Here is a 22,002-nt window from a genome sequence, read left to right as displayed (position 1 = left end):
TTATGAAAAATCTACTACTTGTGATGTCATTCAGTGTGCTATATACTTTCGTGGCATGCTCGGATTATCTAGATGTAAAGCCGGATGATTCACTTACGGTTCCGGATAATGTACAGGATTTGCAGGCGCTACTTGACTATGAAAATGTCTTCAATATGCAATATCCTGCAGCCGGTGATATTGGGGCAGATTACTATTTCTTGAGCAAAGCAGATTGGGACTCACGTGACATTGATGCGCGTATGACATATATATGGGATATTAATGCCCAGAATCACTTAGATTGGAACTATTCCTTTCAACGTATATTCCATTGTAATGTCGTTTTGGACGAAATAGACAAGGCTAAACTAGGAAGTATGACAGAAGCTGACAGAGATATCATTAAAGGACGTGCTTATTTTTATCGGGGGTGGAGTTATTTCCAGTTAGCCCAGTTGTATGTGCCGTATTATGCAAAGGGGATGGCAGATTCAGAATATGGCTTACCCCTTCAACTGGTGTCGGATATCAATGAGCCGGTTGTTAGGTCTACGGTTCATGAAACGTATTCTCGCATAATTGATGATTTAGAGCGTGCGGCTGAATTATTGCCGGATAGAGTTGGGGTTCCGACTCGTCCATCACGTGCTGCAGCCCTAGGAGCCCTAGCGAAGTTGTACTTAATTATGGGCGATTTTGAACTATCGTTGTATTATACGGAGAATAGTCTTGATATAAATGATGTTTTGTTAGATTATAATGACGTAGATCGGGATTCAGATATTCCGTTCAAAGTATTCAATAAAGATGTTGTTTTTCATGCTGTTATGTTGGCAAGATCTGGTGTCCATGAGCAGGGATACGCATTTGTAGATACCGTTTTGGTTAAGAAATATAATGAGTATGACCTTCGGAAAACTGCTTTTCTAAAAGCGGATGATACTGGTCTTTTTCGTTTTAAAGGTTCTTATGATGGAGGTAATTACGCATTATTCAGTGGTATAGCAATAGATGAATTATATTTAATAAAATCCGAATGCTTAGCTCGGTTGGGAAGGGAACAAAAGGCACTGGAAGTATTGAATCGATTATTGTCAAAACGTTGGCAAAAGGATAGGTTTGTACCAATGCAATTGGCGTCGAATGATGATCTATTGACGATTATTTTGGAGGAACGTGAAAAACAATTGCTTTTTCGAGGAGGGATTCGATGGTCGGATCTAAGAAGGCTCAATCAGGATCCTCGTTTTGCTAAGATATTGGTTCGAAAATTGGATGATCGTTATGAATTGATTCCTGGAGATGATCGGTATACTTTTATGTTGCCTTTTTCGGTGATACAAATAAGTGGTATGCCACAGAATCATCGTTGATGATCATAAAAAGGGCGTAGTTTTTTACTACGCCCTTTTATCTCTTAGAACCTTTTAAGGATTATAAGGGCCTGTGCTGATATCCGGATGATTTAAATCACTTTCAAGTGCAGTTTGTATCTGATCACTAAAGAGTGGGATATTCGGATTGTTTGGATCGGCAGGAGCCTTAATTGCACATACAGATGTATTAGTTGCTACACAATCTTCAAACCGTCCGGCAGAAGCTTGTTCATAATCAGTTGGGTCCGTTAGATTACCTCCTGGCTTCAACATCCATTCTTTCTCCGTTTGCGTCTTTTCCGCAACAGCTGCTTTCATTTTAGCGTTTACCGTGTAAACACCTAATGCTAATAGTAGTGCCATCGCAGGCACAAGTTTAATGAGCTTTTTCATAGCTTCAAAAATTTAATTGTTTAAAAATATTTGGTCAGAGAGCGGGAAAGCCTGGTAGAACGTTTTGGCAACTTGCCTGTTCTTATGTTTTTCCTTGCGGAGATTGATATCTAAATTGTCGCAATCCCAAAAGGTTCTACCTTTATTTCCCCGGTCCTCAAGACCCTTTTTGCGGCTTCCCGTCGAAAGCCACTATGCATAGTTTGTTTTTATTCTTTCTTGTTGTTTGCTTTTAATGTTTTGCTTTTATAAACGCAATAAAACCCTGCCAGCGCCACCAGCGTATGTATGGCGTTAAAATAAAAGTGCTCGCGCCAGCCCATATCTTCAAACACTTTCCCGCACGCGCAAATCACATAGCCATACACTTCTTTATAAGCCAGGTAGGCATATATGGTATAGGCAAACAGCAGAGTTCCTGCAAGCAGAAGCCCCCAAAGGCGTGTCCGCCTAAATAAGAGCAACAGCACCGTCGCCCACTCAATAACCGGCAGTGCATAAACCAATATTGGTTTTGACCAGCCCGGGAGCGGTTGCTTGCCCATCTGAATGCGAAACACCGCATGGTGCAATACTTTGCTCAAAGCTGTTTGTACAAAAAGATAGATCAGCAAAGCAGCACAGAGCACCGCCAGGGCGTCTAGATAGATTGTCAGATGCTGCCTGAAATGTTTGTTAATATCGCCTGCTAGTGCTTTCATTTTTTTAATGTAATGGTATACACCAAAGGTAGTTAGGGTTTGTCCTAGTTTGGTTGTAATAATACGTGATGTTACTTGTAAAAATCCGTGCACAAGTCGAAGACGGCTTTATAAATGATACTCGCTGGGACGTATTCCGTATTTTTTCAGAAATGCATTGCTAAAAGCGGGGATATCGTGATAATGTAGTCGATAAGTCACTGCTCCAACAGATATACCTTGTTGAAGGAGTAGGAGAGCGTATTCTAATCTTTTGTCGTTAATATAATCTTGTAGGCTTTGCTTGTGTAGCTTTTTATGAGTTTTACTTAAGTGGTCTTTGTCTATATGGTACAGATCGGCAATCTCGGCGATTGAAGGTATAATTTTTTCTTCAGCGATTAGTAGAACAATATATTGTTGTATTGCTTTGATCTTTTCTGCGGCAGTACTAGGTTCTGCAATTAGGGATTTTTCCTGTTGCTCGTGTAGGCTCTGTAAGCGCCCTACCGCAGCGTAGATGTTAGTGTCCTGTTGGATGCCTGATATCCGAGGGTGCTCGAGTATGTAATAGAGCTCGGTGAGCATATCAGGAGTAATGGGGGCGGGGTCGTTACGGTACAGGCGATCCTGCAGCAGGGTATGGGGCATGTCTGCTTTTGCGGGTACCTGCAAATTTCTATGTTTGTCGAGCCAGTCGCTTATGATACTGTAGCCTACAATAAGATGGCGGCCGATGGGTACAAAGCTCATAAAGTCGCAGCAATCGGCATAGATTTTATGCTGGTAGCCTTCGGCCAGGATGAGCTCATGATCTCCGGCCTCTTTAATGCCGTAGCCGCCCAAGATAATATACTGCCAGTGTATATCAGGATGCCCTATTGATACGGGTAGATAAAGCTGCTCTTTGGCTTCTATCTCGATGCAATAAGGCAGAATATACTTGCTTTTGTACCATTGTATGCTACACCAGCTGTCGTCGATTTGCCAACTCCTTACCTCACCATAGGCCATATCATAGCTGCTACCTCGTGGTAGTTCATTACTCTTGCGAGCATGAGGGTAGTAGCGCTGTGGCTGGATAATAAGGCTTCGTATCATGGCTTTCTTCAATGGGTTATAAGTCATATAGCCGTACTGGTTTTCGGCTCAGTATGGCACATATGTTTTTCCACTGGTTAGGAGGTGACTTAATAGGTGAATATAAATGACTGGAGTCAAAATTTGTCGTTATTCCAATTGTTGACATAAATGTATGCTCCATTAATTGGAAAGGACGGAGCATTTGCAGTCTAATAAAAAAAGCAATTACACCAGTTGTTGTAAAATCAATTTTTCTCATAAGATAATGTTTATCAGTTTTAAGCTAAGCTGTGAAATAAAAAGAAGGAAAAGGAGTTTGTCAAGAGGTATTTATACCGAACTGGACAAAACTTTGACCGAAGTGGACACTTACTTTTCAATAAAACCTATCACGCAGCAACTCCATAATAATTTAGGGAGCTGCTGTATCATACAATCTGGAGGATTTTGCTTAAAGGCTGGGTTTATGATATAATGGGCCATTTTCCCTTAGTGGAAGAGAGCGGCCGCCGTGGCCATTTGTAACTTCCGCTTAGGCTTGTTCGCAAAGTCTTGAGGGAAGATGCTTATCCACTTGTACTTCTTGAACAATCTTCGGCACGGTGTCGACTTTCCTCGAGGGGCGTTGATAAACTCCTGTGGGTAGTAGCTTTCGGCGATGTACCTCGCTGACTTTCCTTCCTACTTGTAGCTCTCGGGCCCGGTGGTCGTTACCACCGCTGTGACTTGCCGGACTTTCCTTGATACTTGTTGGCCTTTCCGCTCAGACTCTACGGCTTTCTTACTGGAGGCTGCTTATCATCGCTATGGGGAAATGCATGGTTTATCTGTTTTTGAAGGTTCGGGTAGGGACATAGGCGCAGTTTGGGCCATATAATTCAATAGCGATGAAAATATAGCTGATAATCGGGATTGGATAGCTGCTCAATTCTCCTTAATATTGAAAAGTAAAAATAGGGGCAAAGCTGCAGCTTGGATAGTATTTTAAGTCGGAGATAACTACAGGAACCTGAGCGATGCAGGTTTTGAAACATTGCCGAAGAAGATAAAGCAGAAAGCTAGTAACGAACTGTTAAGACAAATGAATGAATAGAGAACGTATTCCTAAGCATTGGTATGATTTTATAAAGATATTTCAAAAGAAGTTTGATTCGGAGCTCGTATATGAACAGGTACGTGTTTTTCAGAATGAGGAAGACATCAAAGAACGTTACGAAACGTACGATTTTGAAGAATACTTACCTAATTATCTGCCTGTGGCGGATGATTCGGGTGGACAAGTGGCTGTTATAGCAAAAGGTGACGGTGATACGAAGGTTTACCTGACTTCCTATGGAACATTGCAGGAAGAGGGGTTTAAGGTGCTGGATCGTGATCTGTTGCATTGGATGCAGCGGAGCTTTCCTTTTGATAGGGAAAACGAAAGAGATTTAAAGCAGAGCCCGGAGCAGCAGGTTGTTTGGGAGCAAAAAAGCAAAGAACTGCAGGCTAAAGTAGAGCAATGGCCTATGTTGCTTGATTTTTGGAAACAGTATTATGTGATTGAGAATTTAAGTTTACCTGAATATTACCCCGAACCTGGGCAGGTTTTGGCTTTTCAAGCGGGGTATGCTTTTAACGCCGTTTCGGGCGAAAGTCTACAGGGCGGAAGGGAAGAAGATTTTAAGGAAAGCTGGCTAGTTGTAGCGGCTAATTATTTTGCAGATCCCTTCTTTATAGACTTTAATGAGGCGGAAGAAGGTTTTCCTGTATATTTTGCTTTTCACGGCGCAGGAAGATGGACACCTATTAAGGTGGCTGATACTATAGCAGGTTTTCAGGAAAGGCTGCGTATTATTTTTGATAATAAATTTGATCAAGCATATTTGCTCGATTTTGTGCGAGATATCGGTTGTGAGGGCAATGCTTTTTGGGAGGAGGTGTATCAAGCGGTGCTGGATATGCCCGAGTATAGCGAGGACGATGAGATCGAGCAGCTAGACCGTTCGGATTGGGCTGAAACCGAGGTGTATATTACAGCACTAGGCCCGAATAAAATGAAAATTGTAGCGTTATTGAAAGAGAAATTTAAGTTATCGGGGCCTGAAGCCTTGAAATTAAGTAAGCAAGATCGGGTGTTCTACCATAAGGGACCTTACAAGTGGGCGCTGGCAAGTGCGCAGGAACTGGAGGCATTGGGCGCTACTGTAGAAGTTGTCAAATTATAGATAAGATGAAGCTAATCTTTATATTAACCTGTTTGTTTGGCCTGTTGGGCTGCAGTGCCGAAGCACAGAAAAAGCTAAAAGTAGAGCCTGTGTATGTGCAGCCGCATCGGGTGAGTAGAGAAACGCAAGAAACAGGACGCACACATACTTATACAACGAACAAAGAGGTGACCAAGCGACTCACGCCTCAGGTTGTGATGCTTGATAGCGCAGACGGTAAATGGAGGTTTCGCTTGCAGGGTAATATTTATTCAGGTGGGCATAATATAAGGCAGGTGAAGAAAATACGTTTTGAAAAAGGAGACGACCTGGAGGAGAGCTTAACGTTGAGGTATTATGTAGAGGTGAGGAAAATACCAGGCAAGGAGAGTGCAAATGTGTCGGGCTATAATTACAGCAAGGATATAAGTTACAGTATGCCAAAGAATGTAAAGATGATTAAGGTGGAACTGTATGAAGAACATCAGGAGCAAGAAGAACAACGTATAAAGGTAGCGGAGCAGGTTTTTTAATAAACCAATAAGAATGTTGTGTTTTGATAGACAAAAAACAGGGGAAAAGCTGCAGCTGGGTAGCAGCTAGCTGCAGTGCTTTGCAGTCTTTTAATGCATAGCTTCCTTAGCTATGGAAAGATTGGCTTTGACTTGTATTTTTATAAAAGCGGCTTTCTGCTTTTTACCTTTGGCAGGGGCAGAGTTTAAGGGGTATACCTCGGCGTAGAAAGTATGGTCATCCGCCCAGAAAGCGGCCTTTTCGTTGGCAATTTTGAAGTTGGTGAAGTTGATATAGAGTAGGGGCTCGCTATTTTGTTTTGCGGGCAGGTATTCGCTGATAACAAAATCACTCCCCACAGAATTGTTGGAAGTAATGGAAGAAATCCAGTTTTTGCTCGGTACAATTTGCGGGTATCCGCTGGTGAAAACTGCAAATTCGGCTGCCGTCTCTAAGTCGTAAAACGAATAGTAGCTATCAACAACATCTACCGAGTTTTCGCAGAATATTTCAAGCTTTAAGTGCGGTGACTGCCCGATGTATTCGTTGGATAAGGGGCCCTCTTCGGTGGAAACATTCTCGTGCTGGGTAATAATCAGCTGATCGCCCCCGAGGCTGTACACCCAGTTTTCATTTACTAACTTGATGTGTGGGTTTTTCACTAAAACTTCGTCTATGCGGTTTTTAGCAGCGGTGTTAAACTCTTGTTCGGATACTTCGTTAATACTGCCATAAATAGCAAAGGATTTGTCGTTGAAATTGTCTACGTTTTTGATGGTGCTGCTCCTAATTTCGTAGAGGTCGGCGCCTTCCAGAGTAAGGTCGAAAGCGGCAGTAAATTCTGTTTTTAACACAAAGGCTTCGATGCTGTTGGAAATATTATTAGCTATGCTGAAGTGTATAGCGTAGAAATCGTCGAACTCTTCGAAACCATAATAATTATTAAACTTATCGTTGCCTATTTTAAGCTGCGGGGCATCTTTACGGGGCGCTGTGAAAAGTTGTATAGAGTCGAGCTTGGTAAATACCTGAAAAGGTACTTCCTGTACATTATCTACTCCTTTAATCTTTTTAAAATCGCTAAAAGTGACCGTTTTCTGCGTAACTTCGACAGCGCTTTTTGAGGTCTCTTTGTTATTGTTCTGCGAGTTGCAAGCTACAAACGCGATTAGGAAGGGGCAGAGCAGGGCTGTATATAGGGATTTCATGTGGTGCTATTTTTAGCAAAGATATTAGTTAAGGCCTATAGCTGCCAACAAAAAAAGAGCTGTAGCATAAAAATGGCTGAAAACAGGGATAGTAGTAAAGAACAGTTTTGGGCAACTTTACCATCAATAAATCCGAGGGTAAAATAGGGCTATATAGTACAATTTGCAGCGTATGAGCCGTTTTGGTCTGGGATAAAAAAAGATAATAGGTATGTATAAAAAAATAATGATTTTTTGGTTTGCGCTGGCAATATTGTCTTCCTGCACAACAGGCAGTGAGAAAAAGGCAGGGCAGGCAGATACAACAGCAAACGTTGTGGAGCATAGCACGGAAGGTGGGCCGGAAATAGCTGAGCACGTGATTGTGCCAGCAGATTTGTTAGCTTTAGTGCCTCTAACCGTTGTGGACAGCACCAGCGATAATGTTTTTGAAAAGTATGGGATTGAGTTTTCTGGCAATTGTTATGCCTGCGATCTGGCAGGCCTGTCTGTAGCAACAAATAAGATGATATGGACAAACGTATGCGACGATAAGGATCGCTTAGTGGTGGATGATTTTACGGTGTCAGGCGATATGGAAAAAACCATACTGAAAACAGCCGAACGTACATATATTCTGACACAAATAGACGAGGCGCCAGTGTATGAGCTGCGGATAGAAGGAGCACCCCTGGAGATGAATAATAAACGTATAGCTACCTATTATACCACTAAAGATGCGCTAGAGCTTTTTAAAGAACACGACTGTGGCGAGTTTGATGGCTAGGGATGGTGCTAGCTTAGATCAGAACGGGCTCGCCTAATAAGGGAGCCCGCTTGTTATTTTAATATATCGTGTTTAAGACTTTATTTCTGCTTTCTTGGGATAGAGCTTACTAAAGATATAAACTGTTAGTACAGCTAGCGGAAAGGAGATCAAAGCAGGGTTTTCCAACTGATGTAAAGCGTTTCCTGCTCCTAAGCCGTATTTGTCCCACATGGTGGGGGACGTAAGGATGATAGCCAAAGAAGCAACAATACCGACGACGATAGAGGAAGAAATGCCTGTAGAAGAAGTCTTTTTCCAGAATAATAGAAAAAGAATAGCCGGCAGATTAGCGGAAGCTGCAATAGCAAATGCCCAGCCGACCAGGAAAGATACGTTGATGCCCTGAAAGGCCATGCCTAATAAGATGGCAAATATACCGACTACAACGGCCGCAATTTTCCCGACTTTGACTTTTTTGGCGTCATCTAAATTTTTCTTTAAATAGCCGTCAATAAAATCGTGCGCTATCGCACCCGATGAAGCGACAATAAGCCCCGCAACGGTGCCCAGCACGGTAGCAAAAGCCACAGCCGATATAATGGAGAAAAGCGCAGCACCAAAGGCCCGCGCCAAGAGTGGGGCAGCCATGTTACTGGATTCTACATCCATTACGCCGTTGACCCCGGCACCCAAACCAATAAATAGGGTGAGGATATAGAAGCCACCGATAGCGGCGATAGCGAGGATAGTGGATTTTCGGGCATCACGTGGAGTTTTTACCGTATAATACCGGATAAGAATATGGGGCAAAGCAGCTGTCCCTAAGAACAGGGCGAGCATGAGCGATACAAAGTCCATTTTACTCCAAAGGTCGGCTCCGCTACCGATTTTATATTTTAGGCCCGGCAACATATATTTAGAACCTGGAGTAATCTCGGGGTAATATACAGAGATTTGGTCGTTGCCATCGCTTAGTTTGACCTGTTGGAAACGGACAATCTCGCTGTCCTTAATAGTTGATAGGAATTGAAACGGATTTAAAGGGCCCGTCTCTTTTACCTCTTCCCCGTTGACAATAATCTTGCTTAAATGACCGACCTGATAAAATTTTCTATTTTCTTTAGGTTCTCCGTTGTATAGCACGCTGCCGTCGCCCTTTTGCGTGATAGTGAGTGTTTCTTTCAGTAGGGGGCTTGTGTTTTCGGTGTTGAAGTCAAACCATCGTTCTACTCCATTCTGCGCTAATTTGACGAAAGTTTTGTCGCCTATTTGCTGCTGCGCCAATACATCCCACCCCTCGACAGCATGGACTTTACCGTCCTGTACCTCGGGTACAAGCTCAATGAAAGCATGGTATTTGTTGCCATTGAATTCGGGAGGTGTAGATAGTCCGTTTTTTAAGATATAGAAAGTCAATACGAGCGAAAGAACAATAAGTAACCCGCCTTTAAGAAACTGTACGTAGGTCGTTGAAGCCATACCTGCACTGGCTACAATAGCGATAACAATAGCGCCCACTAAGATGACTCCTGCCCAATGCGGCAAGCCCAATAAAGGCATGACGAGGTCGCCAGCACCGACCATCTGTGGAATAAGGTAAAAGACAGAAATAATTAGCGTACTGATGGAAGCCGTAAGGGTGATGGCGCGCGAGTTGAACTTGGCGTTTAAGGCGTCGGTAAATGTGTATTTCCCTAGGCGCTTAAAAGGTTCGGCTATTAGAAATAAAGCGACAATCCAGCCCGCCAAAAAACCTATAGCATATAAAAACCCATCAAAACCGGCAATGGCAATCATGCCGCATATACCCAAAAATGAAGCTGCAGATAGGTAGTCGCCCGCAAAGGCAATACCGTTGACAGCCCAATGGATTTGTCCGCCAGCCGCATAGTAGGATGAGGAGGAGCTTTTTTTGCGGCCAAAGTAGAAGGACAGACCAAGTACTAAACCTACAAAAATGAAAAAGAAAACGAGCGCAGTGATAGAAATATCGTAAATCATTTGCTTGCTCCTTCCGCTAACTGCTCTGCAGCGTCTTCATATTTTGTGCAGTAATAGTTGTAAATAATACCCAAAATAACAGCAAATACTATTAACCCTATACCGTAAACGACGGCTAAGTTGAGGCCGGCAAAGACCGTCTTAGCTAATAGCTCGTATTTAAATACGCCTAAAATCACAAAGCCGGTGTAGCAAATTAAATAAATGAAAAATAGACGAACGCCTAATCTTGATTTTTGCTGAGTTAAACTCTCTTTTTCTTCAGTCGTGTTATTGACATGCATAAGTGTGAAGGTTTATAAAATTTTATAATCTGGTTTAAGATCGTACGCGCCGAAACCGACCGTATTACAATGCTACAAAAAAAAGAGGATATTTTGTGCTGTTATGGAAATTTAACTGTCTTCTGCATTCCTTGCTTAAGTACAAATTGTAGAATAAAAGCAGCGATCTTTTTATTTAAAATGATTACGTCTATGGACGCATACTTGCTTTTTTTTACTGTTAAAGGATAAAAAATCGGGGCTTAAATAGATTGGAGTAGAGAAATGTTTTAAGTGATTATGTAAAAATAATCACCTTATAATAAGCGTTTTACCACGGGTGTCCCCCCGATGTCCACCCCTTAGATAATATCTTTTTGTAGGTTTTTATTTACATTTACTTCACAATTATTAGTCGTGGGGTATAATTCGATCAAATTCAACAGAAACTATGATGTGGCTATGCTGCAAGAAGAGTTACTGTTATGCGTGGGGTATAACTGGGTTCAGCATTTTAATCAGAACGATTATGAAGGATGCTGGCAGTGTATTTCGTTGCGTTCTGTTGATGGTTGTAGCCATACAATCGTTGGGTTTGGCGGCGAAGGTTCATACCAGGATACGCCGCTGTTGGATCAGGTGCCTTATATACGTGGCGTGATAGAAGGTATTCCGGGCGCAAAAGAATCGATCCGATTAATGGCGCTTTACCCCGGTGCAGAAATAAAACCACATAAGGATCGTGGCTGTGCATATGCCGACGGAGTATACCGGATACATATACCAATATGTACGAATCCGGCAGTAGAATTTTACCTCGAAGGCGAACGTATCGTTATGGAGGAGGGGAGCTGCTGGTATCTCGATTTTTCTAAAACACATCAGATTATAAATAGAAGTGATCAGGTACGGGTTCACTTGGTTATTGATGGGCTAAGGGACGAAGATACAGATAGCTGGTTTATAGAGCATGGATATGAAGAAGCGCCTAAACCTGATTATGATGAGGCAACTAAAAGAGCGATGATAGCTCAACTAGAAATGATGGAGGGAGATGGTGCAAGGCAATTGGTACTTCAACTAAAAAGAGAACTACAAGATGCTTAGCAACTGGATCCCCTATAAATTAGAAGTAACAGGCCGGGGAGCACGGGTATTGTGGCTCGATCTGGAAGATCGTTATGTTGCAGAGCCATTTTTTGGCGAAACAATTTTTGATAATAGAATAGCTGCCAGAAATAAGGGAAGAGGCCGAATGGTCTCGCAATCTGATATTCAGAGCCTATGCGCATGGGCATCAGAGGTTGAGGGAAGCTCGGTTACTGCTTTTATTTTTCATGTCAGCCGTTGTGGATCCACCTTGTTGTCGCAATGTTTGGTGGCAGATAAGAAATACGTTACTATCCCCGAAGCTCCGCTATTGGACGAGATATTGCAGATGGACGAAGCGCTATTGCCGGAAGGAATATCCCGAGAGCGATTCTTTAAAGCTGTATTAACTTTCTTGGGACAGCAACGACTAGGGCAGGAGCAATTATTTATTAAGTTGGATAGTTGGCACATCCATCAATATGGCTTGCTAAGAGGATGGTTTTCGAACGTCCCTTTTTATTTTTTAAGTAGAGAACCTAAAGCAATTATTCGATCGCATGAAAAACGCAGGGGAATCCAGATGATACCGGGCTATTTATCGGAGAAGGCAAATCCGGTTACAGTTACTGAACGGCATTATCGAGAGTTTTCGCTATTTACAGCCGATGTGTTGCGTATCTTTTATAAAGGCCTGATAAACATCAGGTTGCAGGGTAATCCCTTAGATCGTTTTTATGATTATGCCTCGGGTATGATGGGGTTATTGGCTGATTTTGATGCGCATGTGGGCACCAGGCTGAGCGAATCGAAAGCCGCTTTGGAAAGATTGCACAAACACAGTAAATACCCAGATCAGGTGTTTGCTGAATTAAAGGAAGAGGAAGATAGTGCTTTATACGAGCACTGTTTAAGTGTTTATTCACAATATGAGGAGTTAATATGTCGCAGCGAAAAGGTGTAATTATCCAAATGACAGGAATGTCGGGTGCTGGTAAGACCACACTGGCGACCCAGGTGAAAACGGGGTTAGAGGCGGAAGGTTTTAAGGTTGCAATAGTGGATGGTGATGTGTATAGGCAGACTTTATGCAGCGATTTGGGATTTTCAAAAGAAGATCGACTAGAGAATGTGAAACGATTGGGGCGGTTTGCGCATGCGATGGCACCAGATTTTGATGTCGTGCTGTTGGCGGCCATAAATCCTTATGAAGTAGGTAGGCATATATTGAAAACAGCGTATAATGCCAAATTGCTGTTTCTAGATTGTGCATTGGATGTACTGGTGCAGCGAGATACAAAAGGGCTCTACAAAAGGGCCTTGCTTGACCCACAGGACCCTGATTATATGCCGGCCTTTACAGGTATTTCGGATCCTTTCGAACGACCCGCAGATGCCGATTTGATTTTGGATACAGCACAGCAGACAATAAAGGAGTGTGCAGACACGGTTGTTCAATATTTAAGGAATGATCTCGCTAAGAGTGACGAAGACAAGACGTTTCTGGATTTTCTAAGCAGATTGAAAGAACAGGCTTTTTTGTTTGGCGAGAAGAAAGATAAATCGCAAGATTACCTACATAAAACCAAATTATTTAGAGGATTGTTCGAGTTGAATAATCAGGAACTGTACCAATTTGTTTTTGGTGAATGCAGGGATAGTTTACACTTTGAAGAGTGGCTAAAGAATAGGATGGGGGAAGTTGCTTTTGAGGAGGCAAAGAAAATGTTTCTCGGTATCGATACGGTGGGTAATAAATTTTCCGAAGCCTATACTTACCAAATATTGACCACAGACCAGCTTGATTTTTGGAATAACGAAGGTTTTTTGGTGGTGCCGCAGGCTGTAGATGCTGGAGATTGCGATCGGGTTAAAACAGAAATCTGTAGACAGCTAGGTGTTGACCCAGCAAATAGAGATACCTGGTGTCCAGCGGTTGCCAACTGGCAGGGAATACTTTTGTTTTCAGCAAAAAGTGAAGCGGAAGAAGCTATCAGGCACAACCCGACTATTAGGGCGGTGTTTGAGGATCTGTACCGTCGGAAAGATCTGTTATCCATGCGATCTCCGCTAGGGTATATGCCTCCGCTATCGACAGGCTATCCTTTTAGAGGAAGCCCTTTACACTGGGATATTGATATGGAGATTGGGCCTCGCTACCACATACAAGGTATGGTGTATCTGCATGATGTCGAGGAAGTGGGAGGTGCTTTTAGCTTAATACCTAAAATGCATCATCAATTTCAATCGCTTATCCGAGAACACGGCGGGATGCATGAAGCGGCAGAGGTGTTGCGAACACAGCATAAAGAAGTGAAAATAGCAGGAAAGAAAGGCGATCTGATCCTTTGGGTCGAGACGATGCCGCACGCTGCTACACCGAATGAATCGGACAAACCCCGATTTGTACAGTACATAACCTATGAACAATTTAGGCTTACATAATATGAATATGAATAATGGAGGTCGAAGAGATTTTTTGGCCAAAATAGGGCTATTATCAGGTGCGATGATACTAGGTAATCGATCTTACGGATCGGAACTTGGCCGCGCAGCCCGCTTTAACTTAAGGCCGGAAATGGATGCAGTGCATGTGTATTGTACAGGTAATCTGAATAACCGCATTAATTTCTTAACCGAGTTGCCAGATGCTGTGCAAACAGAAAATGCACTCTGGCTGAGTGCGGGTAATTTTGTGCATGCCAATGGCCAATATCAAGCTACAGTGGCTAAAATGAATCAACAGGGGTATCAGGTGGCTGCTATAGGTGAAAATGAATGGGCTTTGGGTGATAGGAAACTTCTGAAGCTCGCAAAAGAATGTGATTTTTCGCTGGTGAAAAGCCATGGAAAAGGATACGCATCAGATTGGCAAACCTGGATTAAACCTTATGAAATTATTTGGTTAGGACATAGAAGCGTAGCAGTAGTGGCTATGGGCCCATCCGAGGGGGCTGAAAAGGATCTCCAAGCCTGGCAAGAAACGGAAGCCTGGGCTAAAAAGCTAAAAGAAGATAGTGGCTGTGATATGGTAGTCTGTCTTATGCCGCAAGGGTATGATAAGCGCTTTGTTGAGGACTGTGTAGGTGGAAGCCGATCCATAGATGTTATCAACTGTGCTGGCTTAACAGAAGCGAAAGCTTCTAACGGAATAATGAAAAATGCCAATGGGCATGATGTCATAGTGCAAGTGGGGCATGAACAGGGAAACACTATAGCTAAGCAGGTGTATAGTCTAGAAAGAGATGGGTTGGTGTTGCCGCAACAAATAACACATAAAGAATTAAAATCGATATAAACTAAACGACGTTATTAAAAATAAAATATTATGGAACCATTTATAGGACAAATACAATTATTCGGATTCAATTATGCACCAAGAGGATGGGCTTTTTGTCATGGACAGCTTTTGTCAATCAATAGCAATCCGGTTCTATTTGCATTATTGGGTACAACTTATGGAGGTAATGGGCAGTCTACTTTTGGATTGCCAGATCTTAGGGGGCGGGTAGCTATTGGACATGGGCAAAGTCCAGGATTCTCTACATATACTTTAGGTGAACAAGGAGGAGCAGAGTCTGTCACGCTTTTGCCAAATCAAATGCCTGCGCATACGCATCAACTAATGGTTTCGAATGCAGCAGGAACTACGGATGTGGCTAATGGGAATTATTTGGCCAATGGTGCAGTGACCATTGCCCGTGGCAATACTGTTCCTGCAAATTTGTATAGCACTAGCCAAGGTGGACAACTAAACCAAGCAGCAGTTGGCGTTCAGGGAGCGGGCCTACCACATGAAAATAGGCAACCCTATCTAGTTATGAATTATTGTATTGCGCTGGTAGGTGAGTATCCTTCTAGAAACTAATTCCTTTTATAACAGCAATTATTGAAAATATGAAATACTCATGTTTAGCAAAGCACAAACACCTATGAGTATTCCATATGACAGATAAAAAACAAACCGATCCGCCAGTTGACGGATCACGAAGTAATTATATACATATGAAATTGTATTCCTTTTTGCTCTGGTTGTGTTGCCTTTTGGTAGCGTTTGTACAGCCGCTAACAGCCCAAACTACGATCGATTTTGAGGGTGTGAAGTTTGATCCCATAATTGGTTTTGGTGTTGGCTATGGTAAAGCTTTTGGTGTTGTTGAGAGTGATGATGATGAAGATGAACTGACGCTCGCTGGTGGTTTTGTCTTTGCTATTACAACAACTCACTCCTTGACAACTATTGTTTCCGCTTCAGGAGAAGGTTATCAAGGTTCTAATGCATTGTTTGATAATAATTTTAACGTTGGTGGGGTAACGCAATGGAGCATCATAAAAAGTGATGATACAAATTTTCAATTTAAGGGGATATTCTTAAAAGATGCGGGATCTGGAGGCTCGACTAATGGTACTGTTACGGCTTATAAAGGCGGAGTAAAAATTGGTAATTCGGTGGAAGTGGATTTTGATGGAACATTGAACCAGTCTTTTGTGGGTAATCCTGATTTTTACGACATCGATGAGGTGCGGATAGAAGCACCAGATCTCAACATCTACCTGGATCAGTTTATGGCAGGGCCGCCTTATAGCACGAATGCGAATGCGCCTGCGCAGGTGTCCAGTATTGTGGTGGATGGATCGCCAAATTCATCTGCGACGACCATGAATTTCCTGGTTACGTTTGATAAGCCTGTGAAGAACGTAAGTGTCGATGACTTCTCGCTTACGGGGATTGGCGCTATGGGGGTAGTAGGCGATATTACACCTGTATCGACTACCGTCTATAGGGTAAGCATCGCCTCGATAAGTGGAGAAGGTACTTTAAAGCTGCATCTAAATTCGGGGACCGATATAGCCACAATGACTGGCAATATTGTAGGGACACTCCCTTTTACTGCTGGAGAAACTCATGCTGTAGGCCCATGTAGTATAGAAAATTTTGACCAAGGAGAATCCGATAATGCAGCTTCCTTTTCGAATAATGGACAGACGTACCAGCTTTCTGGTAATTGGAAAGTGAGAAAGTTCAGTCCTGTACGAGGGATTAATGGCTCAGGCTTTCACCTTTCGGGTACGGGGCAAGATCCGATGGCATGGAAGGTGAGTACAAATGGATTCAAAGTCGGTAGTTTCTATCTATTTCTATCGGACGATGCATCTGGAAATACACTCGCTACAAATGGAACGGTAACTATAACGGGGAAGCGGGCAGGAACCCCTGTATTCACCCAAATGAAAAGTACAGGGTTTAATACAGATCCTTCTGTCAATAATGGTTATACATTTATTGATTTGGGCTCGTATGCCTCAGCCGTGATTGATGAACTGGAAATTAAGCTTGGTGGATCGTTTCAGTATGTAGATTTGGATAATATAAGTCTGTGTCCAATATTTAATGCAGTACCTACAATCAGCAACCTGGATGGAGATGCTGTTACATATATGGAGGGCGGTACTGCCGTATTAATTGATGCTGGTTCTAATGCAACGGTAACCGATTCGGATTCTCCTAATTTTAGCGGAGGAAATATGAAAGTTGCCATTACGGCTAATCGAGTTAGCGACGAAGATGTTCTTTCCATTCGTGATCAAGGAACAGGAGCAGGGCAGATTGGGGTATCGGGTAGCCATGTGACTTACGGTGGCGTGGTTATAGGTACTTGGGCTGGTGGAACGGGAACGAACGATCTGGTCATCAGTTTTAATGTTAATTCTGGTCCGGCTAGTGCGAGGGCATTAATCCGTAACCTGACGTATTCGAATAGTAATACTACTGATCCTGCCACAGCAGCACGTACGATAGCCGTAACGCTTAATGACGGCGATGGCGGTACAAGTACTCCAGCTATTGTTACTGTACAGATTACGGCCGTCAATGATGCACCTACGCTAATAGCTACTGCAGTAAACCCGACATTTACAGAGGGCGGGGCTGCTGTTTCTTTGTTCAGTGGAACAGCTATAAGTACAATTGAAGCGGGGCAGGCAATAAGTAAACTGGTGTTTACTGTAGCTAATGTGTCAGATGGTAATCAAGAGATATTGACAATAGATGGCTCTGATGTGCCCCTAGTATCTGGCACACAGGCCACAGGAACAAATGGGCTTACAGTAGGTGTTTTAGTAAGTGGGGGGGCGACGACCGTGGAGATAGGTAAGAGCGGGGGAGTCTCTCCGGCTATTATGTTGGGCATAGTTAACGGACTAACTTATCGTAATATAAGTACTGATCTCAATACAACAAACCGTGTTATAACGTTATCTTCTATACAGGATAATGGTGGCACAGCGAATGGTGGTACCGATGTGACTTCACTATCGATAGCGTCTACTATAACCATTGTGTCTGTCAATGTTGCGCCGATAGTTACCACTAGCGGAGGCAATACAACATATACCGAAGGAACAGCGGTTGTAGTAGATGACGCTCTTATAGTTTCTGACCCAGATAATAGAACCTTAGCCTCGGCAACAGTAGCGATTACGGGTAATTTCCAATTTGGACAAGATGTGTTGGAATTTACCAATAATGGGACTACAATGGGTAATATAACGGCAGCGCTGTACAATAGCGCAACGGGGCTATTGACACTTAGTTCCGCTGGAGCCACGGCGAATTTGGCGCAATGGCAGGCGGCTTTGCGTGCGGTTAAATATAGTAACTCGTCGCAAAATCCGTCAACAGCAAACCGTACGATAAGCTTCAAAGTACACGATAGTGGTCAGGAATCTGTGGCCGCTACGAAAACTGTCTCCGTGATCGCAGTCAACGATGCGCCGGTTGCAGTAGATGACTATGTTACGTTGACAGAAGATATACCAGCAACGGGCAATGTGTTAACGAACGATTCGGATCCTGAAGGTAATGCCTTAATGGCATCCTTAGTCATAACGCCTGTTAACGGCACGGTAGTCCTGAATGCGGACGGTAGTTTTACGTATACACCGAACGCGAATTACGCGGGTAGGGATAGTTTACGATACCAAGTGTGCGATAATGGAGTTCCTTCTAAGTGTGGCACAGCATGGTTGCATTTAACCGTTAATCCGGTAAATGATGCACCTGTAGTTACCGTGCCTCTGAGCATTGCCGTAACGGAAGATACCCCATCTCCGCTTACAGGAATAAGTTTTAGTGATGTAGATGCAGGAACAAATTCTGTGACAGTTGTTTTTTCTGTGCCTAGTGGTATGCTCAGTGCGACATCAGGAACGGGTGTCACTGCGGGAGGAACGGCCAGCGTTTTGACACTTAATGGAAGAATTTCTGATATCAATACTTTTGTAGCAGCTGGTGCTATTACATTTACCACGGCAAGCAACGCAACGAGTAACGTGACACTGACGGTATCTATTAACGATAACGGACACACTGGTGGGACGGCATTGTCAGACACTAAAACGATTGCACTAGTGGTTACAGCTGTAAACGATGCACCAATCAATTTCGTGCCGGGAGCACAATCTGTTGATCAGGATGCTACATTAGTATTTAGCGCTGCAAATAACAACCAGATTTTTGTTTCGGATGTGGATGCAGGTGCTAATGCTGTCCAGCTTACTTTAACAGCTACTAATGGCCTGATTACACTATTTGGTACTTCAGGACTTAGTGTGTCAATAGGGAGCGGTACAAATGATGCAAGCATGACTTTGACAGGACCTATTGTAGCTATTAATAATGCTTTAAATGGTTTGATATTTAAACCGACGCCAGGTTATAATGGGCCTGCTTCGCTGCAAATAACTACAGATGACTTAGGCAATACGGGGTCGGGAGGGTCACAGACTGCTACAAATACCATAGCTATTACGGTTAATCCGATCAACCCGAAAGTCGTCTCCGTAGGCGCTTCAAGGGCTGATGGAACTTATAAAATAGGTGATGAAATTGCACTGGTCGTGACTTTCGATCAACAGGTGGTAGTGAATTCAATGGGAGATGCACCTAGGCTTTTGTTGGAAACAGGGGCAGTGGACCGGGAGGCCATTTATATGAATGGTACTGGAACTAATACGTTAACATTTAGCTATACGGTACAGGAAGGGGATACAGCACCCGATCTGGATTATCAATCTACAACTGCGCTATCACTGAATGGTGCTACCATTAAAAATGCTTTTGGAGATGATGCGGTATTGACCTTGCCTACGGTTGGCGGTCCGAAGTCCATTGCTGGGCAACATGCTATTGCGATAGATGGAGTGCGACCTACAGTAGCATCGGTAGCTGTGCCGGCCAATGGCTATTACTTGCTGAATCAGAATTTGGACTTTACGGTCAACTTTTCGGAGGCTGTGCTGGTAAATAAGACAGGAGGAACGCCTGGACTATCGCTTACGATTGGGGGACAGGCAGTCTATGCTAATTACCTATCTGGCTCCGGAAGCACTGCTCTTGAGTTCCGCTATGTAGTGATTAACGGCCTGGAAGACCATGATGGAATTACCGTAAGTGCTTTATCATTGAATGGTGGCGCAATCAAAGATGCTGCAGGCAATGATGCAAACCTGACATTAAATTCGGTAGGAAGTACCACTGGTGTAAAAGTGGATGCTAAACCTCCAGCGGTTCCAGCTAATTTCACGGCTATAGGGCAAAATGGGCAGATATCACTGCTTTGGGAAGCCAATACAGAAGTGGATTTAGCAAAATATATACTTTATGTAAAAGGTGAAGACGGTTCAACCTTTTATGTAGCAGAGATCTTAAAAGGGACGGAAAACTTTGGGTATACCGGGCTGCCGAACGGAAAAACTTTTGAATTCTTTTTGGTAGCAGTAGACCAGGTAGGCAATCGTAGTGCAGAAGCACAGGCATCTGCAAAAACGATGGGCGAGCAGACCATAAGTTTTGCAACATTAGGCAACCTAACTTATGGACAACAAACGGTGGTGTTAACAGCTTCGGCGACATCACAGCTACCTGTGTCGTTCGTGTCGTCCGACTCGGATATTGCCGAAGTGTATCAGGACAACAATGATGGCGGTAAATGGAAGGTTGATGCGAAAAAGGTTGGAACGGTGACTATTACAGCAGCTCAGGCTGGAAACAATGAATACTTGCCTGCGGTATCTGTGAATCAGTTATTAACCATAGTTCCGGCAAGTCTTACGGTAACAACCGATGCGAAGACCAAAGTATATGGTGATGCAGACCCTGCATTGACGTATACGGTGAAGGCTTCAGATCTACGTAATGGGGATGATGCTTCGGTGGTCAGCGGTACATTGACACGTGCAGTAGGCGAATCTGTGGGCAGCTACGATATTACGAATGTGGATCTCGCAGCAGATAACTACACCGTCAACTATGAGCAATCAACTCTGAGTATCACGAAAGCAAATCTTACCGTAACAGCGGATGCGAAGACGAAGGTATATGGTGATGCAGACCCTGCATTGACGTATACTGTGAAAGCTTCAGATCTACGTAATGGGGATGATGCTTCGGTGGTCAGCGGTACATTGACACGTGCAGTAGGCGAATCTGTGGGCAGCTACGATATTACGAATGTGGATCTCGCAGCAGATAACTACACCGTCAACTATGAGCAATCAACTCTGAGTATCACGAAAGCAAATCTTACCGTAACAGCGGATGCGAAGACGAAGGTATATGGTGATGCAGACCCTGCATTGACGTATACTGTGAAAGCTTCAGATCTGCGTAATGGGGATGATGCTTCGGTAGTTACGGGTAGCATAACGCGTGTAGCGGGTGAGGATGTAGGTGACTACGATATTAACAACGTAAACCTCCTAGCTAGAAACTATAATATCCAGTATGAGAAGGCGAAGTTTTTAATTACGAAAGCTTCTATAGCAGGGGTTACTTTTGCTGATGCTAGTTTTACTTACGATGGTGCTGTTAAATCTCTGGTTATTGCAGGTACCTTGCCAGTAGGAACACAGGTGAGCTTCGAGAACAACGAGCAGACAGAAGCCGGTGAATATACAGTTACAGCTATTATTGACGGTGGCAACAACTATGAAAATGGTTCGCAGACTGCTAAGCTGACGATTGAGAAAGCAACCCTACCGATGTTTACTTTTGCTGATGCTAGTTTCGTTTATGATGGTACTGTGAAGTCTTTAGTTATTGCAGGTGCCTTGCCAGTGGGAACACAGGTGAGCTGCCAGAACAACGAGCAGACGGAAGCAGGGGAATATACAGTTACAGCTGTTATTGATGGGGGCAACAACTATGAAAATGGTTCGCAGACTGCTAAGCTGACGATTATGAAAGCGGTATTGCCTGCCTTTATTTTTGCAGATGCTAGTTTCGTTTACGATGGCACAGTGAAGTCATTAATAATTACAAACCTTCCTGCTGGGTTAACGGCTACCTATAGTAACAACGATCATATCGATGCTGGCGAATATATGGTTACGGTTAAAGTGGATGGTGGTAAGAACTATACAGGTGCTAGTACTAAAACAGCGAAACTGAGGATTTCGCCATTGCAGCAGGTGCTTAGTT

The 22,002-nt window shown here is 43.3% G+C and carries 16 protein-coding genes; 10 read left to right on the top strand and 6 right to left on the bottom strand.

From position 1 onward, the window contains the following. Positions 1 to 2: 2 nt before the first annotated feature. On the top strand, positions 3 to 1,355 hold the full coding sequence (locus ORI89_RS11845; RefSeq protein WP_268230699.1) for a RagB/SusD family nutrient uptake outer membrane protein: 1,353 nt from the start codon (positions 3 to 5) through the stop codon (positions 1,353 to 1,355). Between the two features lie 54 nt (positions 1,356 to 1,409). Here ORI89_RS11845 and ORI89_RS11840 read toward each other — a convergent pair whose 3' ends face one another. The 3 genes from ORI89_RS11840 to ORI89_RS11830 all read right to left on the bottom strand — a co-directional run bounded on the left by ORI89_RS11840 (position 1,410) and on the right by ORI89_RS11830 (position 3,559). Further along, the gene (locus ORI89_RS11840; protein WP_268230698.1) at positions 1,410 to 1,751 is read right to left on the bottom strand and encodes a hypothetical protein; all 342 of its coding nucleotides are present in this window, start codon (positions 1,749 to 1,751) and stop codon (positions 1,410 to 1,412) included. Positions 1,752 to 1,960: 209 nt separating this feature from the next. Further along, positions 1,961 to 2,452: a MauE/DoxX family redox-associated membrane protein gene (locus tag ORI89_RS11835; RefSeq protein ID WP_268230697.1), complete on the bottom strand. Its 492-nt coding sequence runs from the start codon at positions 2,450 to 2,452 to the stop codon at positions 1,961 to 1,963. A 108-nt stretch (positions 2,453 to 2,560) separates the two neighbouring features. Next, positions 2,561 to 3,559 (bottom strand): helix-turn-helix transcriptional regulator, encoded by a 999-nt coding sequence (locus ORI89_RS11830; protein ID WP_268230696.1) that lies wholly within the window; start codon positions 3,557 to 3,559, stop codon positions 2,561 to 2,563. A 1,040-nt stretch (positions 3,560 to 4,599) separates the two neighbouring features. Here ORI89_RS11830 and ORI89_RS11825 point away from each other — a divergent pair. Both ORI89_RS11825 and ORI89_RS11820 read left to right on the top strand, forming a co-directional pair. Beyond that, positions 4,600 to 5,721: a hypothetical protein gene (locus tag ORI89_RS11825; RefSeq protein WP_268230695.1), complete on the top strand. Its 1,122-nt coding sequence runs from the start codon at positions 4,600 to 4,602 to the stop codon at positions 5,719 to 5,721. Between the two features lie 5 nt (positions 5,722 to 5,726). Further along, positions 5,727 to 6,233 (top strand): hypothetical protein, encoded by a 507-nt coding sequence (locus tag ORI89_RS11820; protein ID WP_268230694.1) that lies wholly within the window; start codon positions 5,727 to 5,729, stop codon positions 6,231 to 6,233. A 90-nt stretch (positions 6,234 to 6,323) separates the two neighbouring features. Here ORI89_RS11820 and ORI89_RS11815 read toward each other — a convergent pair whose 3' ends face one another. Further along, positions 6,324 to 7,421 (bottom strand): hypothetical protein, encoded by a 1,098-nt coding sequence (locus ORI89_RS11815; protein ID WP_268230693.1) that lies wholly within the window; start codon positions 7,419 to 7,421, stop codon positions 6,324 to 6,326. 211 nt (positions 7,422 to 7,632) lie between these two features. Between ORI89_RS11815 and ORI89_RS11810 the strand changes: the two genes are divergently transcribed. After that, the gene (locus ORI89_RS11810; protein ID WP_268230692.1) at positions 7,633 to 8,187 is read left to right on the top strand and encodes a hypothetical protein; all 555 of its coding nucleotides are present in this window, start codon (positions 7,633 to 7,635) and stop codon (positions 8,185 to 8,187) included. Positions 8,188 to 8,259: 72 nt separating this feature from the next. On the opposite strand, the gene ORI89_RS11805 is transcribed toward ORI89_RS11810, so the two are convergent. After that, positions 8,260 to 10,170, bottom strand: a complete 1,911-nt coding sequence (locus ORI89_RS11805; protein WP_268230691.1) for a solute symporter family protein — start codon at positions 10,168 to 10,170, stop codon at positions 8,260 to 8,262. Next, the gene (locus ORI89_RS11800) at positions 10,167 to 10,454 is read right to left on the bottom strand and encodes a DUF485 domain-containing protein (RefSeq protein ID WP_268230690.1); all 288 of its coding nucleotides are present in this window, start codon (positions 10,452 to 10,454) and stop codon (positions 10,167 to 10,169) included. The genes ORI89_RS11805 and ORI89_RS11800 overlap by 4 nt, the downstream gene beginning before the upstream one ends. Positions 10,455 to 10,850: 396 nt before the next feature. Between ORI89_RS11800 and ORI89_RS11795 the strand changes: the two genes are divergently transcribed. The 6 genes from ORI89_RS11795 to ORI89_RS11770 form a co-directional block, all read left to right on the top strand. Continuing rightward, the gene (locus tag ORI89_RS11795) at positions 10,851 to 11,540 is read left to right on the top strand and encodes an aspartyl/asparaginyl beta-hydroxylase domain-containing protein (RefSeq protein WP_268230689.1); all 690 of its coding nucleotides are present in this window, start codon (positions 10,851 to 10,853) and stop codon (positions 11,538 to 11,540) included. Then, positions 11,533 to 12,486, top strand: a complete 954-nt coding sequence (locus ORI89_RS11790) for a hypothetical protein (protein ID WP_268230688.1) — start codon at positions 11,533 to 11,535, stop codon at positions 12,484 to 12,486. The genes ORI89_RS11795 and ORI89_RS11790 overlap by 8 nt, the downstream gene beginning before the upstream one ends. Next, a complete protein-coding gene (gene cysC, locus ORI89_RS11785) occupies positions 12,465 to 13,967 on the top strand; it encodes an adenylyl-sulfate kinase (protein WP_268230687.1) in 1,503 nt (500 codons plus the stop codon). The genes ORI89_RS11790 and cysC overlap by 22 nt, the downstream gene beginning before the upstream one ends. Next, positions 13,945 to 14,820 (top strand): hypothetical protein, encoded by an 876-nt coding sequence (locus ORI89_RS11780; protein ID WP_268231065.1) that lies wholly within the window; start codon positions 13,945 to 13,947, stop codon positions 14,818 to 14,820. Before cysC ends, ORI89_RS11780 begins: the two co-directional genes overlap by 23 nt. Positions 14,821 to 14,850: 30 nt before the next feature. Beyond that, on the top strand, positions 14,851 to 15,390 hold the full coding sequence (locus ORI89_RS11775) for a phage tail protein (RefSeq protein WP_268230686.1): 540 nt from the start codon (positions 14,851 to 14,853) through the stop codon (positions 15,388 to 15,390). A 77-nt stretch (positions 15,391 to 15,467) separates the two neighbouring features. Next, the coding region (locus ORI89_RS11770) for a beta strand repeat-containing protein (RefSeq protein WP_268230685.1) at positions 15,468 to 22,002 on the top strand (6,535 nt) is incomplete at its 3' end.

The sequence above is a fragment of the Sphingobacterium sp. UT-1RO-CII-1 genome (genome assembly GCF_026711005.1).
Taxonomy (GTDB): Bacteria; Bacteroidota; Bacteroidia; order Sphingobacteriales; family Sphingobacteriaceae; genus Sphingobacterium.
Note: the sequence above shows the minus strand (reverse complement) of the source record. Positions and strands in the feature narration are given on the sequence as shown.

Excerpts from the sequence above, each read along its gene's own strand:
- ORI89_RS11845 (WP_268230699.1), top strand. The coding sequence starts at position 3 with ATGAAAAATCTACTACTTGTGATGTCATTCAGTGTGCTATATACTTTC.
- ORI89_RS11840 (WP_268230698.1), bottom strand. The coding sequence starts at position 1,751 with ATGAAAAAGCTCATTAAACTTGTGCCTGCGATGGCACTACTATTAGCA.
- ORI89_RS11835 (WP_268230697.1), bottom strand. The coding sequence starts at position 2,452 with ATGAAAGCACTAGCAGGCGATATTAACAAACATTTCAGGCAGCATCTG.
- ORI89_RS11830 (WP_268230696.1), bottom strand. The coding sequence starts at position 3,559 with ATGACTTATAACCCATTGAAGAAAGCCATGATACGAAGCCTTATTATC.
- ORI89_RS11825 (WP_268230695.1), top strand. The coding sequence starts at position 4,600 with ATGAATAGAGAACGTATTCCTAAGCATTGGTATGATTTTATAAAGATA.
- ORI89_RS11820 (WP_268230694.1), top strand. The coding sequence starts at position 5,727 with ATGAAGCTAATCTTTATATTAACCTGTTTGTTTGGCCTGTTGGGCTGC.
- ORI89_RS11815 (WP_268230693.1), bottom strand. The coding sequence starts at position 7,421 with ATGAAATCCCTATATACAGCCCTGCTCTGCCCCTTCCTAATCGCGTTT.
- ORI89_RS11810 (WP_268230692.1), top strand. The coding sequence starts at position 7,633 with ATGTATAAAAAAATAATGATTTTTTGGTTTGCGCTGGCAATATTGTCT.
- ORI89_RS11805 (WP_268230691.1), bottom strand. The coding sequence starts at position 10,170 with ATGATTTACGATATTTCTATCACTGCGCTCGTTTTCTTTTTCATTTTT.
- ORI89_RS11800 (WP_268230690.1), bottom strand. The coding sequence starts at position 10,454 with ATGCATGTCAATAACACGACTGAAGAAAAAGAGAGTTTAACTCAGCAA.
- ORI89_RS11790 (WP_268230688.1), top strand. The coding sequence starts at position 11,533 with ATGCTTAGCAACTGGATCCCCTATAAATTAGAAGTAACAGGCCGGGGA.
- cysC (WP_268230687.1), top strand. The coding sequence starts at position 12,465 with ATGTCGCAGCGAAAAGGTGTAATTATCCAAATGACAGGAATGTCGGGT.
- ORI89_RS11780 (WP_268231065.1), top strand. The coding sequence starts at position 13,945 with ATGAACAATTTAGGCTTACATAATATGAATATGAATAATGGAGGTCGA.
- ORI89_RS11775 (WP_268230686.1), top strand. The coding sequence starts at position 14,851 with ATGGAACCATTTATAGGACAAATACAATTATTCGGATTCAATTATGCA.